This window comes from Streptomyces sp. NPDC005266 (assembly GCF_040607655.1).
Taxonomy (GTDB): Bacteria; Actinomycetota; Actinomycetes; order Streptomycetales; family Streptomycetaceae; genus Streptomyces.
The window spans coordinates 54,377-69,277 of sequence record NZ_JBEXHC010000008.1; the positions used below are offsets into that span (position 1 = coordinate 54,377).

The following is a 14,901-nucleotide window of genomic DNA, read 5'->3' on the forward strand; positions in this document are numbered from 1 at the left end:
TAAAGCGCGAGCGAAAAGCGGCGGAATCCATGAGGGCCGGAAAGGTTCCGGACATGGATTCCGCCGACGCGCATTCAGGGGGGTACAACGCTGGGCGAGCGGTCAGCCGGGCCGTACCGCGCGGGGCCCGGTCACCTGGGCTCCCAGGGTCTTCACGCGCGCCCGCAGCCCCTGGTCCGCGGTCACCACCAGGCAGGGACGGTTCGGTTCGCGCTCCGCCACGATCTCCACGATGCGGTCGTCGCCGCTTCCCGGCGCGGCCTCCACCCGTACGCCCTCCACCGAGTCGACCCCGCGCGCGGCGCCCTCGACGACCAGGACGATGTCCACCGGGGGGTGGCGGGCCCACTCGGGTACGCCCGGCCGGTCCGGCAGGCCGGTGCGCGCGAGGTTGGCGAGATGGTCGCGCAGCCGCTCGGCGGCGCCGCGGCGGTCGCGCCACCAGCCGTCCGGGACCGAACCGACCACGTTCGCCGCGTCCACCACCACAAGACCCTTCATAGGACAGGCAAAATACTATGGGGAGCATTCGATCGAGCGGATTGGCGTCGGGAAGGTTGGCGGCGGGCCATGGCGTTGCGGTTGCTCCGCGGCAAGGACGGCAGGCTCACGGCCTACGCACCGGTGGCGGGCGGTGTGGTCCGCTGGACCGAGGACCGGCCGGGCGGGCCCACCTGGACGGGCCCGTGGCTGATCGAGGCACCCGGGCTGTCCGGGGTGACGGTCGCTCAGGGAGCCGACGGCTACGCGCACCTCGTCGGGGTGCGGCGCCGGACGGGCAAGGACGGCGCGCAGGTGGACATCGTCCACGCCACGCAGTTCCAGACGGGCCGTCCCCTGACGGCCTGGCACTCCCTCGGCACCCCGCACCCCAAGGACCGCGCCAAGGCGGAGCGGACCGGGGCGCCGGCCGCGGCCGTGGACTCCTCGGGCGCGGTGCATGTCTTCGTTCGCAACGCCGGGCGCGGGGTGAGCACGCGCCGCCAGGACGCCAAGGGCAAGTGGGGCGGCTGGAGCGATCTGAAGGGCACGGAGGTGGGTGACGGGCTGTCGGCCGTCGCGACCTCCGACGGCCGTGTGGAACTGCTGGCTCCGGCCGGAGCGGGGGCGGCGCTGCGCTGGTACCAGCCCGAACCCGGCACCGCGCTGACGCGGGGCGAGGACATTCCGGCGCGGGTCCAGGACGGTTCCGCGCGCGCCGTCGAGAGCAGCCGCGACACGGTCACGCACTACTGGCGGGACGCGGACGGCGGCGGCGTCCTCGCCTGGCGCCCGGACGTCCCCGCCACGGCGTCGCTGGGCGGCCGGACGGGCGCGGGCCCGCTCGCCGTGCTCCGCGCCCCGGTGGACGGCCATGACTGCGTCGTGCTGGCCCACCGCGACACCGGGAGCGGTCGGCTGGCCGTCGCCGCCCATCCGGCGGAGGACGAGGCGGCGGGCGTGTGGTGGACGCCGTCGGGTGAGACGGGCGCCCACACCCCGGCGCTGGCGCTCGACGGGCTCGGCAGGGTGGTGCTGGCCGCCGTCGCGCTGGACGGTGGGCTGCTGGTGGCCCGTCAGAAGACGGACGAGCGGGGACTGGCGCTGCGCGCGTGGTCCAGGGTGGCAGACGCCAGCGAGCGCCGGACGGGCTGAGTCGGCCCGTCCGGCGCTCGCTACGGCCGCCGGTGTTACGCCGGAACGCTCGCCACGCCCGGAGCCAGGAACTTCTTCCCGTTCACCCGCTCCGAGACGCCCTCGCGGTCCAGGTACGGCGTGATGCCGCCCAGGTGGAAGGGCCAGCCCGCGCCCGTGATCAGGCACAGGTCGATGTCCTGCGCCTCGGCGACGATGCCCTCGTCGAGCATGAGGCCGATCTCCTGCGCGACGGCGTCCAGCACCCGCTCGCGGGTCTGCTCCTCCGTCAGGACCGTCTCGCCCTGCTGCAGCAGCGCGGCGACCTCCGGGTCCAGCTCCGGCTTCCCGGAGTCGTGCACGTAGAAGCCGCGCTTGCCGGCCTCGACCACGCGCTTGAGGTTCTCCGAGACCGTGAAGCGGTCCGGGAACGCCCCGTGCAGCGTCTCCGAGACATGCAGACCGATGGCCGGGCCGACCAGCTCCAGCAGCACCAGCGGGGACATCGGCAGGCCGAGCGGCTCGATCGCGCGCTCCGCGACGTCGACCGGGGTGCCCTCGTCGATGACGTTCTGGATCTCGCCCATGAAGCGGGTCAGGATCCGGTTGACGACGAACGCCGGGGCGTCCTTGACCAGGACGGCGGTCTTCTTCAGCTTCTTGGCCACACCGAAGGCCGTGGCCAGCGACGCGTCATCGGTCTGCTCACCGCGGACGATCTCCAGCAGCGGGAGGATCGCGACCGGGTTGAAGAAGTGGAAGCCCACGACCCGCTCGGGGTGCTTGAGCTTGGACGCCATCTCGGACACCGACAGCGAGGAGGTGTTGGTGGCGAGGATGGCGTGCTCCGGCACGACCGCCTCGACCTCGGCGAACACCTTCTGCTTGACGCCCATCTCCTCGAAGACGGCCTCGATGACGAAGTCGGCGTCCGAGAAGGCGGCGGCCTTGTCCAGGGAGCCGGAGACCAGGGCCTTGAGGCGGTTGGCCTTGTCCTGGTTGATGCGGCCCTTGAGCAGCAGCTTGTCGATCTCGTCGTGGACGTAGCCGACGCCCTTGTCGACGCGCTCCTGGTCGATGTCGGTCAGCACGACCGGCACCTCCAGACGCCGCGCGAACAGCAGCGCGAGCTGCGAGGCCATCAGCCCCGCGCCCACGACACCGACCTTGGTGACCGGGCGGGCCAGCGACTTGTCCGGCGCGCCGGCCGGGCGCTTGGCGCGCTTCTGCACCAGGTTGAAGGCGTAGATGCCGCTGCGCAGCTCGTCGCCCATGATCAGGTCGGCCAGCGCTTTGTCCTCGGCGTCGAAGCCACGGGCGAGGTCACCGTTGCGGGAGGCGTCGATGATCTCCAGCGCGCGGTACGCGGCCGGGGCCGCCCCGTGCACCTTGCTGTCGGCGATGGCGCGGCCGCGCTCGACGGCCTGGTGCCAGGCGTCGCCGCGGTCCACGTCGGGCCGGGCGATCTCGATCTCGCCCTTGAGGACGGAAGCGGTCCAGATCAGCGACTGCTCCAGGAAGTCCGCGCCCTCGAAGAGCGCGTCCGCGATCCCGAGCTCGTAGACCTGCTTGCCCTTGAGCTGCTTGTTCTGGTTGAGCGAGTTCTCGATGATGACCGAGACCGCGCGGTCCGCGCCGATCAGGTTGGGCAGCAGGGTGCAGCCGCCCCAGCCGGGGACCAGGCCCAGGAACACCTCGGGCAGCGAGAACGCGGGCAGCGCGGCCGAGACGGTGCGGTACGAGCAGTGCAGCCCGACCTCGACGCCGCCGCCCATCGCCGCGCCGTTGTAGTAAGCGAAGGTCGGCACGGCGAGCGTGGCCAGGCGCTTGAAGACGTCGTGGCCGCCCTTGCCGATGGCCAGGGCGTCCTCGTGGCGCTTCAGCAGCTCCACGCCCTTGAGGTCGGCTCCGACGGCGAAGATGAACGGCTTGCCGGTGATGCCGACGCCGACGATCTCGCCGTCCGCCGCCTCCTTCTCGACCTGGTCGATCGCCGTGTTGAGGTTGGCGAGCGAGGCCGGGCCGAAGGTGGTGGGCTTGGTGTGGTCCAGGCCGTTGTCGAGCGTGATGAGCGCGAAGCGGCCGGCGTTCTGGGGGAGATCGAGGTGGCGGACGTGCGCCTGCGTCACGACCTCGTCCGGGAACAGCTCGGCGGCTCCCTTGAGAAGCTCTGCGGTGTTGCTCACTTGTTCCCCTCGAAGTGTGGGTTCTCCCAGATCACGGTGGCACCCATGCCGAAGCCGACGCACATGGTGGTGATGCCGTAGCGGACCTCCGGCTGCTCCTCGAACTGCCGCGCGAGCTGCGTCATCAGGCGCACACCGGAGGAGGCCAGCGGGTGACCGTAGGCGATCGCGCCGCCGTACTGGTTGACGCGCGGGTCGTCGTCCGCGATGCCGTAGTGGTCCAGGAAGGACAGGACCTGAACGGCGAAGGCCTCGTTGATCTCGAAGAGGCCGATGTCGTCGATGGTCAGCCCCGCCTTGGCGAGGGCCTTCTTGGTGGCCGGGACGGGGCCGTAGCCCATCACCTCGGGCTCGACGCCCGCGAAGGCGTAGGAGACCAGGCGCATCCTCACCGGCAGGCCCAGTTCCTCGGCGATGTCCTCGGCGGCGAGGAGCGAGGCGGTGGCGCCGTCGTTCAGCCCCGCGGAGTTGCCGGCCGTGACCCGGCCGTGCGGGCGGAACGGGGTCTTCAGCGTGGCCAGGTTCTCCAGCGTGGTACCCGGGCGCATCGGCTCGTCGGCCGTCGCCAGGCCCCAGCCGGTCTCGCCGCCGTCCGGGCTGGTGCGGCGCACCGAGATCGGCACCAGGTCCTGCTGGATCTTGCCGTTGGCGTACGCCTTGGCGGCCTTCTCCTGGCTGCGCACCGCGTACTCGTCGGCGCGCTGCTTGGTGATGTGCGGCAGCCGGTCGTGCAGGTTCTCCGCGGTCATGCCCATGAACAGGGCGGACTCGTCGACCAGCTTCTCCGAGACGAACCGCGGGTTCGGGTCGACGGCCTCGCCCATGGGGTGGCGGCCCATGTGCTCGACCCCGCCCGCGACCACGAGGTCGTACGCGCCGAACGCGATGGAGCCCGCGGTCGACGTGACGGCCGTCAGCGCGCCGGCGCACATGCGGTCGATCGAGTAGCCGGGGACCGACTGGGGCAGCCCGGCCAGAATGCCGGCGGTGCGGCCGAGGGTCAGGCCCTGGTCACCGATCTGCGTCGTCGCGGCGACGGCTACCTCGTCGATGCGCTCCGGCGGCAGATCCGGGTTGCGGCGCAGCAGCTCCCGGATGCACTTGACGACCAGGTCGTCCGCGCGGGTCTCGTGGTAGATGCCCTTCGGGCCCGCCTTGCCGAATGGGGTGCGGACGCCGTCGACGAAGACGACGTCCCTAGCGGTACGAGGCACGTTGGCTCTCCTCCAGGTGCGGGATGGCACTGCTGCGGGCACGCGGCTGGGCGCGCCTCCACACCCTCATGCTACTTATGAGTAACCAAGCTGCCCAGTCCCCGCCCCCGGAGCGTTGAAGGTCACAGCCGCGACCGGCGGCGAGCGCCGCCGGTCCACGCGCGTCACGTCACGCCGGGGCCGCCGACAGGGCCCCCGTCAGGGCCTCGGCCACCTGGTCGATCTGCCAGGGCCGGGCCCCGTGACCAGCCAGAACGGCCGATACGGCGGCCACCGTCGGCTCCGCCGGGGGCTCCCAGCACAGCCGCCGGACGGTGTCCGGGGCGATTAGGTTCTCCTGCGGCAGATTCAGCCGTTCGGCGAGTTGCGTCACCGCCGCGCGGGCGGCCGACAGCCGCGCCGCCGCGGCCGGGTCCTTGTCGGCCCACGCACGGGGCGGGGGCGGTCCGGCCACCGGCTGCCCCGGCTGGGGCAGTTCGGCCTCGGGCAGCTCCCGCGCCCGGTCCACCGCGGCCTGCCACTGCTCCAGCTGGCGCCGGCTCATCCGGTGGCCGAAGCCGTTCAGCGCGGCAAGTGCGCGTGCGTTCGCGGGCAGGGCCAGGGCGGCCTCGACGATGGCCGCGTCGCCCAGGACCTTGCCCGGGGAGACATCGCGGCGCTGGGCGATCCGGTCCCGGGCCGTCCACAGCTCGCGCACCACGGCCATCTGCCGACGCCGCCGGACCTTGTGCATGCCCGACGTACGCCGCCAGGGGTCCTTGCGCGGCGGGGCGGGCGGGGCGGCGGCGATGGCCGCGAACTCCTCATGCGCCCAGTCGAGCTTGCCCTGCCGGGTCAGCTCCTCCTCCAGCGCGTCGCGCAGATCCACCAGCAGCTCCACGTCCAGCGCGGCGTAGTGCAGCCAGGGCTCGGGCAGCGGGCGGGTGGACCAGTCGACGGCTGAGTGGCCCTTCTCCAGGGCGTATCCGAGGATGTTCTCGACCATGGCGCCGAGCCCCACCCGGGCGAACCCGGCCAGCCGGCCCGCGAGTTCGGTGTCGAAGAGCCGGGCCGGGATCATGCCTATGTCCCGTAGACAGGGCAGATCCTGGGTCGCGGCGTGCAGCACCCACTCGGCGTCCTCGATCGCGGCGCCCAGGTCCGAGAGGTCGGGGCAGCCGACGGGATCGATCAGTGCGGTCCCCGATCCGGCCCGGCGCAGCTGGACCAGATAGGCCCGCTGTCCATAGCGGTAGCCGGAGGCGCGCTCCGCGTCGACGGCCACCGGCCCGTGGCCGGCGGCGAAGGCCGCCACGACCTCGGCCAGCGCGTCCGCGTCGGCAGTGACGGGCGGGATGCCCTCGCGCGGCTCCAGCAAGGGGACCGGCGCCGGGGGGAGGTCGTCCGGAGGAGCGCCCCCGGTGGTTCGCAGTGTCGTCTCTGCTGCGGTCTCTTGGGCGTCGGTCACCTGTCAAGGGTAGCTGTGCGTGCCGGGTACGCAGGGCGCCCGCCGACGGAACGTTCCGTCGGCGGGCGCGGGGGAGGCCTGGTGGCGGGGTGACAGGGCGGGTGGTACGGCTCAGTGGATGATCCCGGTACGCAGTGCGACCGCGACCATTCCGGCGCGGTCGCCGGTGCCGAGCTTGCGGGCGATCCGGGCGAGGTGGCTCTTGACGGTGAGTGCGGACAGGCCCATCGAGACGCCGATGGCCTTGTTGGACTGGCCCTCCGCAACCAGCCTCAGTACCTCGACCTCGCGGCCCGACAGCTCGCGGTAGCCGCCGGGGTGACCGGGGGCGCCCGGCGGGCGCCGGTGCATCCGGGCGGCCGCGGCGCCGATGGGGGCGGCACCCGGACGGCCCGGGATGCCCAGGTTGGTGCGGGTGCCGGTGACGACATAGCCCTTGACGCCGCCGGCCAGCGCGTTGCGTACGGCGCCGATGTCGTCGGCGGCGGAGAGGGCGAGGCCGTTCGGCCAGCCCGCGGCGCGGGTCTCGGACAGCAGCGTGAGGCCGGAGCCGTCGGGGAGGTGGACGTCGGCGACGCAGATGTCGCGCGGGTTGCCGATACGGGGACGGGCCTCCGCGATGGACGACGCCTCGATGACGTCGCGCACCCCAAGGGCCCACAGATGACGGGTGACGGTGGAACGAACGCGGGGGTCGGCGACGACGACCATGGCCGTCGGCTTGTTCGGGCGATAGGCGACCAGGCTGGACGGTTGCTCGAGGAGAACAGACACCAGGCCTCCTGGGAAGTGGTGGGACGGGTCACCACGTCCTTCGGCACCGATACGGCCCGGCTTTAGGGAATGATCACGATTTGGTGAGTAACAATTCGGGCAATTAGGACGGCTGATCGATCAAGGATGGTCACGGGCGCACTCAGCGCGGCTGCGGACCGCGGCGCTGGGGCAAGGACACGATCCCCGCCTCGGCCGCGCCGGACGGGGGCAGGCCGGCGATCTGGCACAGCAGATCGCACCAGGCGGCCAGGTGCGCAGCGGTGTCCGGCACGCCCAGCGGCTCCGCGCCGCCCTCTCCCGCCCCCTGCGCAGGGGCCGGCTCGGGGGCCGGGTGGTCGGACGGCGTCCAGGAGGCGCGGATCTCGAGCCGGGTCGACGGCTCCCGCTCGCCCATCGCGCCGAAGTAGTGCGAGCTGGCCCGGGTCACCGTGCCACTGGGCTCGCCGTACGCGAGGCCGCGCGCCTCCAGCGCGCCGGTCAGCCATGACCAGCACACTTCGGGCAGCAGCGGATCCGCCGCGATCTCCGGCTCCAGATCGGCGTGGACCAGGGTGACCAGGCGGAAGGTGCCGCGCCATGCGTCGTGCCCGGCCGGGTCGTGCAGCAGGATCAGCCGCCCCTCGGCCAGCTCGGCGTCGTCGTCGGCGCCGTCCGCGGTGACCACCGCCTCCAGCGCGTACGAGAAGGGCGCGAGCCGCCGCGGCGGCGGGGTCGGATCGAGCTCCACCTCGGGCCGCACCCGCACACCGCGCAGCGCGGCCACCGCACGCTGGAAGACGGGTGGGGCGCCTTCCTCACCCGCGTCGGTGCCGTCAGCGCCGTCAGCACCGTCCGGGAGGTGTCCTTGAACCGCTGCCATGCGCGGAAGACTAGGCGCAGTGAGGGCCCCAACCGGGGAGGAACACCCGGGTTGGCGGGTCACTCGTTCGGCCCGTGCGAAGATTTGGGGCATGAGCGCCACAGAGCGGCCCTCGGGCCAGCAGCAGACCGGTCGCGCGGCGGCCCGTGCCACCGCCGACTCGGCCTTCATCCGGGCGTGTCGACGGGAGCCGGTGCCCCACACGCCGGTGTGGTTCATGCGGCAGGCGGGGCGCTCGCTTCCGGAATATCGCAAGGTCCGCGAGGGCACCGCGATGCTCGAATCCTGTATGCGGCCCGATCTGGTCACCGAGATCACGCTGCAGCCGGTGCGCCGGCACCACGTGGACGCGGCCATCTACTTCAGCGACATCGTCGTGCCGCTCAAGGCGATCGGCCTCGATCTGGACATCAAGCCGGGCGTCGGCCCCGTCGTCGAGCGGCCGATCCGCACCCGCGCCGACCTGGCGCGGTTGCGTCCGCTCGACCCGGACGATGTGAAGTACGTCACCGAGGCGGTCGGCGCGCTCGTTGGCGAGCTCGGCGCCACCCCGCTCATCGGCTTCGCGGGCGCCCCCTTCACGCTCGCCAGCTATCTCGTCGAGGGCGGCCCCTCGCGCAACCATGAGCACACCAAGGCGCTCATGTACGGCGACCCCGCGCTGTGGGCGGATCTGCTCGACCGGCTCGCGGACATCACCGCCGCCTTCCTCAAGGTGCAGATCGAGGCGGGCGCCTCGGCGGTCCAGCTCTTCGACTCCTGGGTCGGCGCCCTGGCCCCCGCCGACTACCGCCGCAGCGTGCTGCCCGCCTCCGCGAAGGTCTTCAACGCCGTCGCCGGATACGGCGTGCCGCGCATCCACTTCGGCGTCGGCACCGGCGAGCTTCTCCGGCTGCTCGGCGAGGCGGGGGCGGATGTCGTCGGCGTCGACTGGCGGGTGCCGCTGGACGAGGCGGCCCGGCGGGTGGGCCCCGGCAAGGCGCTGCAGGGCAACCTCGACCCCGCCGTGCTCTTCGCGCCGCGCTCGGCCGTGGAGGCCAAGGCGGCCGAGGTGCTGGACGCGGCGCAGGGTCTCGAGGGCCATATCTTCAATCTCGGCCATGGCGTGCTGCCCAGCACCGACCCGGACGCGCTGACCCGTCTCGTGGAGTTCGTGCACACGCGGAGCGCATAACGCGCACCTTCTGTGAAGGTCTGAGCCTGGGGGGAACCCGGGCGGGCCCCACGGCGTCGTGTGGGGCATGACCGACACGCCCGTCTCCGCGCTGTCAGCGCCTTCAGAGTGTGTGCATTTCGTCGACGACTGGGACGGCATCCTCAACGAGAGCTACGGCGGCGATTCGGACGGTGTCGTCCTCGACTGCGCCCGGCGGCTGGCCGCCGATCCCGCGGGCGAGGAGGCATACGCCTGGACGCTGGGCCTGGTCATGATGGCCGCGTACGTCGGCCGGTTCTCCGGGCCGGGCGTCGTGGAGGCCGTCCTGGAGGTGCTGCACGCCACCGACCGGCGGCTGCGGAATCTCCCCTGCGCCCACCGGACGCATCCGTACGAGGGCGATCTCGACGACCGGCTCGACCACTTCGTGGACGATCTGCCGCTGCTCACCAACGGGCTGACCGAGGACGAGGATCCCGACTGGGAGGACGACGCCACCAAGGAGCAGTGGCTGTGCCCGCGGGACATCGCCGGGTACGCCCGGGTCGCTGTGGACATCATCGTCCCCGGCACCGTCGGGGACATCCCGCCCCGGCTCCCGGCCCGGGACGCGCGCCGCGCCGAGGATCTGCGCTCCATCGTGTGGGACTACCCGACCCCGGGCCTCGACCCCGGCCGGGAGCTGTCCGCCTATGCCCTGAGCCTGAGCGCGGACCCCACGGGCGAGCACCGCGCCGGGCTCGTGGTGATCCTGCACGCCGCCTGCTGGTACGCGGCCAGCGGCCGGATCCGCGACAGGCGGGTCCTCGACACCATGATCGATGCCCTGGAGGCCGTGCCGCGCGGCCTCGCCGACGCGTCCTGCGTACACGGCGAGGGTGAGCATCCCGAGGTCCGCAAGGACACGGCGGAGCAGGCGACCGTGGGCATCCATCTGCTCAGCCCCGGCGGCCGGGGTGTCTACCGGCACTGGCAGCGCGAGGGGTTGGAGACGGCGCCCCTGGAGGCGTGGCTGTGCCCGGCCTTCCTCGCCGAGATCGCTTGCGAGGCGCTCGGCCATCTGCGGACCGGGCGCGAGCGGCTCTTCGGCATCCGGCACACCGCGCATCTGGACGAGGTGTTCGTATGCCCCGGCGGGCGGCTCGACATCGATCGGCTCACCTCCGCCGTGCGCCGGCGCTGCCGGGACGGCCAGGCCGCGGAGGACGCCGGGCTGTGGGCCGCGCGGCGGTACGCGGCGGGTCCGGCCGATCCGCGCGAGCGGCTCGTCCTGCTGCTGGTCGCCTGCTGGTCGGTGACCTCGGGCGAGGAACCGCCGCCCGAGGCCGTGCACCGGGACCTGCGGGCGATCCTGGCCACGGTGGACACCGCACCGCTGGGGGAGCCCTGCCCGCACGGGGACGCGCACCCCTGGGAGCGGCTGGCCGAGCTGGTCAGGGGCCGCCATTTCGGGTTCCACGAGGATCCGTACGGCGACCACCTCAACCATCTGTACGCGCCGCAGGAGTACGGCACGCCCGAGCGGCCCTTCGCCCCCGGGGAGTGGAGCTGCCCCGGGCACCTGGCCCAGCGTGTCCGGCTCGCCCTGCGGGGCATCGACGGCTGAGCGCCCCGTGGGCGGTCAGCGGTCCTCGGCTGTCCGTACGACTCCCGCCGCCTTTCGCGCCGCCACCAGTACCGGGTCCCACACCGGGGAGAACGGCGGGGCGTAGCCGAGGTCCAGCGCCGCCACCTGCTCCACCGTCATCCCGGCGGTCAGCGCGACCGCCGCGATGTCCACGCGCTTGCCCGCGCCCTCCCGGCCGACGATCTGGGTGCCGAGCAGCCGCCCGGTACGGCGCTCGGCGAGCATCTTCACCGTCATCGGGCGGGTGCCCGGGTAGTACGCGGCCCGGCTCGTCGACTCGACCGTGACGGTGTGGAACCGCAGCCCCAGCTCCGCCGCCTGGGCCTCCAGCAGCCCGGTACGGGCGATCTCCAGATCGCAGACCTTGCTGACCGCCGTGCCCACCACGCCCGGGAAGGTCGCATAGCCGCCGCCGATGTTCGCGCCGATGACCTGGCCCTGCTTATTGGCGTGCGTACCCAGCGGGATGTGCCGGGTGAGGCCGGACATCAGATCGAGGACCTCCACGCAGTCGCCGCCCGCCCAGATGTTGTCAAAGCCGCGCACCCGCATCGCCATATCGGTCAGCAGCCCGCCCGACTCGCCCAGCGGCAGCCCCGCATCCCGCGCCAGACCGGTCTCGGGGACCACCCCGAGGCCCAGCACGACGAGGTCGGCGGGGTATTCGCTGACCTTGGTGGCCACGGCCCGCACCCGGCCGTCCTCACCGGTCAGCACCTCGGTGACCTCGGCGCCCGTCACGGTGTCGATGCCGAGCCCGGTCATCGCCTCGCGCACCAGCCGCCCCATGTCGGGGTCGAGCGTGGCCATCGGCTGCTCGCCGCGCTCCAGCACGGTGACCTGGCAGCCTCGGCGGATCAGCGCCTCCGCCATCTCCACGCCGATGTAGCCGGCCCCGACCACGACCGCCCGCTCCACCCGGGTGGACTCCAGCATGTCCAGCAGCGCCCGCCCGTCGTCCAGGGTCTGCACCCCGTGCACGCCCGGCGCGTCGACCCCCGGCATGTCGGGGCGGCGCGGCCGGGCGCCGGTGGCGATGACGAGGTCGTCGAAGCGGTGCCAGCTCTCGCCCTCGCCGCGCGGGTCGAGATCCCGGGCCCGGACCCGCTGCCCGGCGAGGTCGATGGCGCTGACCTCGGTGCGCGTCCGCACGTCGATCCCTCGCCCGCGGTGTGCCTCCGGCGTACGCGCGACCAGGGCATCGGGGCCGTCCAGGTCGCCGCCGACCCAGTACGGGATGCCGCAGGCCGAGTAGGAGGTGAAGTGGCCGCGTTCGAAGACGAGGATCTCCAGCTCGCTCCGGCTGCTCAGCCTGCGCGCCTGTGACGCGGCGGACATGCCCGCCGCGTCGCCTCCGATGACCACCATCCGCCGCGCCGCCGCCATCGCGTAGCCCCTCCGCCGCCGTGTCTCCCGCTGTATGGGGACAACGCTACGTGCGCGGCGCCTGTTCGCGGATCATCACGTACAGCAGCGCGCTGACGAGCATCGGCCCGCCGTCGATGTGGACGGCCTGCGTCCAGCTGCCGTAGTGGTCGAAGGGTGTGCCGCTGCCCGAGCTCAGCCGCGTGGTGGAGCAGGCGGCGGACGCCGGGTACGCGCTGGTCGACGAGGAGTTGGAGGAGGGGCTGCGGTCGCTCGCCGTGCCCGTACGGGACGCGGACGGGAGGGTGGTCGCCGCGCTCAACCTCGCCACCCACGCGGACCGGGGCACCGCCGAGAGCGCCCGCCACGACCTCCTTCCGGCGCTGCGCGGGGCCGCCGTCCGGATCGAGGCGGACCTTGCCACGGCCTGGGCGCACCGCCCTCTCGGGGCGGGTGAGAGAGTGGGGGCATGAGCGCAGCGACCAGCCCGCGGACGGGGCGCACCGGCCATGTCGTGGTCATCGGCGGCGGGATCTCCGGGCTCACGGCCGCGCACCGGCTGCTGGCGGGCGGGGCGCGGGTGACGGTGCTGGAGGCCTCGGGACGGCTGGGCGGCAAGCTGTACGCGGGCGAGATCGAGGGCGTACCGGTGGATCTGGGGGCCGAGTCGATGCTCGCCCGCCGCCCCGAGGCGGTGGAGCTGGCGCGCGCCGTCGGCCTCGGTGAGCGGCTGCAGCCGCCCGCGACCGCGACCGCCTCGCTGTGGACGCGCGGCGGTCTGCGCCCGATGCCCAAGGGCCATGTGATGGGCGTGCCGGGCGATCTGGCACCGCTCGCCGCGTCCGGGGTGATCTCGGACGACGGTCTCGCGCGCATCGCCCGCGACCAGGAGTTGCCGCCCACGGAGGTCGGCGAGGATGTGGCGCTCGGCGAGTACATCGCGGCGCGGCTCGGCCGCGAGGTGGTGGACCGGCTGGTGGAACCGCTGCTGGGCGGGGTGTACGCGGGGGATGTGTACCGGACCTCCATGCGGGCGTCGGTCCCCACCCTCTTCGAGCTGGCCCGCTCGAACCGTCCGCTGACCGAGGGCGTACGGGAGCTGGCCGGGCGGGCGGCTCAGCGGCAGGACGGCCCGGTGTTCATGGGCATCGACGGGGGGATCGGCCGGCTGCCGCTCGCCGTCGCCGACGCCGTACGGGCCGCGGGCGGCGAGATCCGCACCGAGGCGCCCGTACGGGAGCTGCGCCGGACCACCGACGGCTGGGTCGTCGCCGTGGACGGCCCGGACGGCCCCCCGGTGATCGAGGCCGACGCGGTGGTGCTGGCGGCCCCGGCGCCCGCCGCCGCGCGTCTGCTGGCCGCCGACTCCCCGGCCGCGTCCGCCGAGCTGGCCACCGTGGACTACGCCTCGATGGCGCTGGTCACCATGGCCTTCCACCGCGCCGACGTGGACGCGCTCACCCAGGGCAGCGGCTTCCTGGTCCCGCCCGTCGACGGCCACAAGATCAAGGCGGCGACCTTCTCCAGCCGTAAATGGGGCTGGCTCCGGGACGCCGACCCCGATCTCTTTGTGCTGCGTACCTCGATCGGGCGGTTTGAGGACGATGACGACCTGAGGCGCGACGACGCCGATCTGGTAAGGATGTCGCTCGCCGATCTCGGCGAGGCCGTCGGTCTTACTGCCACGCCCGTCGCGACCCGGGTGAACCGCTGGGACGGCGGGCTGCCGCAGTACCCCGTCGGCCATCTCGACCGGGTCGCCCGCATCCGCGCGGAGGTCGCGAAGGTGCCGGGGCTGCGGGTGTGCGGCGCGGTGTACGAGGGTGTGGGCATCCCCGCCTGCGTGGCGAGCGCCCACAAGGCGGCCGGCGAGCTGCTGGAATCCCTCACCGCCACCCTGGGGCGGGGCGCCGGAGACGGAGAGCGAGAATAGGGAGCATGACTGATGCTCCCGAGAAGACCCCCAACGCCGGCAAGAAGGCCAAGGACCTCAACGAGGTCATCCGCTACACCCTGTGGTCGGTGTTCCGGCTGCGCGACGTCCTGCCGGAGGACCGCACCGGCTACGCCGACGAGGTCGAGGAGCTCTTCGCCCAGCTCGCCGCCAAGGACGTCACCGTGCGCGGCACGTATGACCTGTCCGGGCTGCGCGCCGACGCGGACGTCATGATCTGGTGGCACTCGGAGACCTCCGACGCCCTGCAGGAGGCGTACAACCTCTTCCGCCGCACCCGGCTGGGGCGGGCACTTGAGCCGGTGTGGTCGAACATGGCGCTGCACCGCCCGGCCGAGTTCAACAAGTCGCACATCCCGGCGTTCCTCGCGGACGAGCACGCGCGCGACTACGTCAGCGTGTACCCCTTCGTGCGCTCCTACGACTGGTATCTGCTGCCCGACGAGGACCGCCGCCGGATGCTGGCGGACCACGGCAAGATGGCGCGCGGCTTCCCGGATGTGCGCGCCAATACGGTCGCGTCCTTCTCGCTCGGCGACTACGAGTGGATCCTCGCCTTCGAGGCGGACGAGCTGTACCGGATCGTCGACCTCATGCGCCATCTGCGCGGCTCCGAGGCGCGCCGGCATGTGCGTGAGGAGGTGCCGTTCTTCACCGGGCGGCGCAAGGCGGTCTCCGAGCTGGTCGCCGGTCTGGCCTGAC

The 14,901-nt window shown here is 73.0% G+C and carries 13 protein-coding genes; 6 read left to right on the forward strand and 7 right to left on the reverse strand.

What is annotated here, in order from left to right; genetic code table 11:
- Positions 1-102 precede the first annotated feature (102 nt).
- Positions 103-501 (reverse strand): NTP pyrophosphohydrolase, encoded by a 399-nt coding sequence (locus tag ABZU99_RS17475; protein WP_356048548.1) that lies wholly within the window; start codon positions 499-501, stop codon positions 103-105.
- Between the two features lie 69 nt (positions 502-570).
- On the opposite strand from ABZU99_RS17475, the gene ABZU99_RS17480 reads away from it, so the two are divergent.
- A complete protein-coding gene (locus ABZU99_RS17480) occupies positions 571-1,635 on the forward strand; it encodes a hypothetical protein (RefSeq protein ID WP_356048550.1) in 1,065 nt (354 codons plus the stop codon).
- Between the two features lie 35 nt (positions 1,636-1,670).
- Here ABZU99_RS17480 and ABZU99_RS17485 read toward each other — a convergent pair whose 3' ends face one another.
- From ABZU99_RS17485 to ABZU99_RS17505, 5 genes are all read right to left on the reverse strand, one after another.
- Complete coding sequence (locus ABZU99_RS17485; RefSeq protein ID WP_356048552.1) at positions 1,671-3,800, reverse strand: 3-hydroxyacyl-CoA dehydrogenase NAD-binding domain-containing protein; 2,130 nt, start codon at positions 3,798-3,800, stop codon at positions 1,671-1,673.
- Entirely contained in the window at positions 3,797-5,014 is a 1,218-nt protein-coding gene (locus ABZU99_RS17490; protein WP_355951960.1) for an acetyl-CoA C-acyltransferase, read from the reverse strand. Before ABZU99_RS17490 ends, ABZU99_RS17485 begins: the two co-directional genes overlap by 4 nt.
- 169 nt (positions 5,015-5,183) lie before the next feature.
- The gene (locus ABZU99_RS17495; protein ID WP_356048554.1) at positions 5,184-6,461 is read right to left on the reverse strand and encodes a ribonuclease D; all 1,278 of its coding nucleotides are present in this window, start codon (positions 6,459-6,461) and stop codon (positions 5,184-5,186) included.
- Between the two features lie 111 nt (positions 6,462-6,572).
- Positions 6,573-7,235 carry a response regulator transcription factor gene (locus ABZU99_RS17500; RefSeq protein WP_355860608.1) on the reverse strand — a complete coding sequence of 221 codons (663 nt, stop codon included), beginning with the start codon at positions 7,233-7,235 and terminating at the stop codon, positions 6,573-6,575.
- A gap of 142 nt (positions 7,236-7,377) precedes the next feature.
- Positions 7,378-8,097 carry a DUF3000 domain-containing protein gene (locus ABZU99_RS17505; RefSeq protein ID WP_356048557.1) on the reverse strand — a complete coding sequence of 240 codons (720 nt, stop codon included), beginning with the start codon at positions 8,095-8,097 and terminating at the stop codon, positions 7,378-7,380.
- Positions 8,098-8,188: 91 nt separating this feature from the next.
- On the opposite strand from ABZU99_RS17505, the gene hemE reads away from it, so the two are divergent.
- Both hemE and ABZU99_RS17515 read left to right on the forward strand, forming a co-directional pair.
- Positions 8,189-9,271, forward strand: coding sequence for a uroporphyrinogen decarboxylase (hemE, locus tag ABZU99_RS17510; RefSeq protein WP_356048558.1), 1,083 nt, complete (start codon positions 8,189-8,191; stop codon positions 9,269-9,271).
- A 67-nt stretch (positions 9,272-9,338) separates the two neighbouring features.
- On the forward strand, positions 9,339-10,859 hold the full coding sequence (locus ABZU99_RS17515) for a hypothetical protein (protein WP_356048560.1): 1,521 nt from the start codon (positions 9,339-9,341) through the stop codon (positions 10,857-10,859).
- Between the two features lie 15 nt (positions 10,860-10,874).
- Here the strand turns inward: ABZU99_RS17515 and ABZU99_RS17520 are convergent, their stop codons facing one another.
- Entirely contained in the window at positions 10,875-12,266 is a 1,392-nt protein-coding gene (locus ABZU99_RS17520; RefSeq protein ID WP_356048562.1) for an FAD-dependent oxidoreductase, read from the reverse strand.
- 158 nt (positions 12,267-12,424) lie between these two features.
- On the opposite strand from ABZU99_RS17520, the gene ABZU99_RS17525 reads away from it, so the two are divergent.
- Genes ABZU99_RS17525 through hemQ form a run of 3 tightly spaced genes read left to right on the forward strand, consistent with a single transcriptional unit; the run spans position 12,425 to position 14,900 of the window.
- Positions 12,425-12,718 carry an IclR family transcriptional regulator C-terminal domain-containing protein gene (locus ABZU99_RS17525; protein WP_356048564.1) on the forward strand — a complete coding sequence of 98 codons (294 nt, stop codon included), beginning with the start codon at positions 12,425-12,427 and terminating at the stop codon, positions 12,716-12,718.
- Positions 12,715-14,178 carry a protoporphyrinogen oxidase gene (gene hemG / locus ABZU99_RS17530; protein ID WP_355951975.1) on the forward strand — a complete coding sequence of 488 codons (1,464 nt, stop codon included), beginning with the start codon at positions 12,715-12,717 and terminating at the stop codon, positions 14,176-14,178. The genes ABZU99_RS17525 and hemG overlap by 4 nt, the downstream gene beginning before the upstream one ends.
- A gap of 5 nt (positions 14,179-14,183) precedes the next feature.
- Positions 14,184-14,900, forward strand: a complete 717-nt coding sequence (gene hemQ, locus ABZU99_RS17535; protein ID WP_355951977.1) for a hydrogen peroxide-dependent heme synthase — start codon at positions 14,184-14,186, stop codon at positions 14,898-14,900.
- Position 14,901: the final 1 nt, after the last annotated feature.

What these genes read in the sequence shown, in the direction of transcription:
- ABZU99_RS17515 (WP_356048560.1), top strand. Translation starts at nt 9,339, where the DNA reads ATGACCGACACGCCCGTCTCCGCGCTGTCAGCGCCTTCAGAGTGTGTG.
- ABZU99_RS17475 (WP_356048548.1), bottom strand. Translation starts at nt 501, where the DNA reads ATGAAGGGTCTTGTGGTGGTGGACGCGGCGAACGTGGTCGGTTCGGTC.
- ABZU99_RS17480 (WP_356048550.1), top strand. Translation starts at nt 571, where the DNA reads ATGGCGTTGCGGTTGCTCCGCGGCAAGGACGGCAGGCTCACGGCCTAC.
- hemQ (WP_355951977.1), top strand. Translation starts at nt 14,184, where the DNA reads ATGACTGATGCTCCCGAGAAGACCCCCAACGCCGGCAAGAAGGCCAAG.
- hemE (WP_356048558.1), top strand. Translation starts at nt 8,189, where the DNA reads ATGAGCGCCACAGAGCGGCCCTCGGGCCAGCAGCAGACCGGTCGCGCG.
- ABZU99_RS17520 (WP_356048562.1), bottom strand. Translation starts at nt 12,266, where the DNA reads ATGGCGGCGGCGCGGCGGATGGTGGTCATCGGAGGCGACGCGGCGGGC.
- ABZU99_RS17505 (WP_356048557.1), bottom strand. Translation starts at nt 8,097, where the DNA reads ATGGCAGCGGTTCAAGGACACCTCCCGGACGGTGCTGACGGCGCTGAC.
- hemG (WP_355951975.1), top strand. Translation starts at nt 12,715, where the DNA reads ATGAGCGCAGCGACCAGCCCGCGGACGGGGCGCACCGGCCATGTCGTG.